Origin of the sequence: Pseudomonas sp. YQ_5, assembly GCF_043103305.1 — a bacterium.
Lineage (GTDB): Bacteria > Pseudomonadota > Gammaproteobacteria > Pseudomonadales > Pseudomonadaceae > Aquipseudomonas > Aquipseudomonas putida_Y.
This window is the reverse complement of record NZ_JBICJS010000103.1, coordinates 1-443: the sequence shown is the minus strand read 5'-3', so window position 1 is coordinate 443 and position 443 is coordinate 1. Positions and strand designations below refer to the sequence as shown.

The following is a 443-nucleotide window of genomic DNA, read 5'->3' as shown; positions in this document are numbered from 1 at the left end:
GCGACGTGGACGAACGCGGAGCCGGACACGCTGATGGAGCGGGTGCTTGCACCGGCCAACCTCAGGCGTGCGTATCAACGCGTGGTTAGCAACAAGGGGGCTCCGGGTGCCGATGGCATGACGGTCGCTGACTTGGCGGGCTACGTGAAACAGTATTGGCCAACCCTCAAGGCCAGGTTGCTGGCCGGTGAATACCATCCCCAAGCAGTGCGAGCGGTTGAAATTCCCAAGCCGCAGGGCGGCACACGGCAACTGGGAATCCCCACCGTCGTGGATCGCCTGATCCAGCAAGCATTACAGCAACAACTCACGCTACTCTTCGATCCGCTGTTTTCGGACTACAGCTACGGTTTTCGTCCGGGCAAAAGCGCTCACCAAGCCGTTGAAATGGCCCGCTCCCATGTGGCGGCGGGGCATCGCTGGTGCGTGGAGCTTGATCTGGA

At 61.4% G+C, this 443-nt stretch carries 1 protein-coding gene; it reads left to right on the top strand.

Going from position 1 to position 443, the window contains the following annotated elements:
- Nucleotides 1–443 (top strand): reverse transcriptase domain-containing protein (locus ACF8EA_RS23800; protein ID WP_392523491.1); only part of this gene is annotated, 443 nt, incomplete at both ends.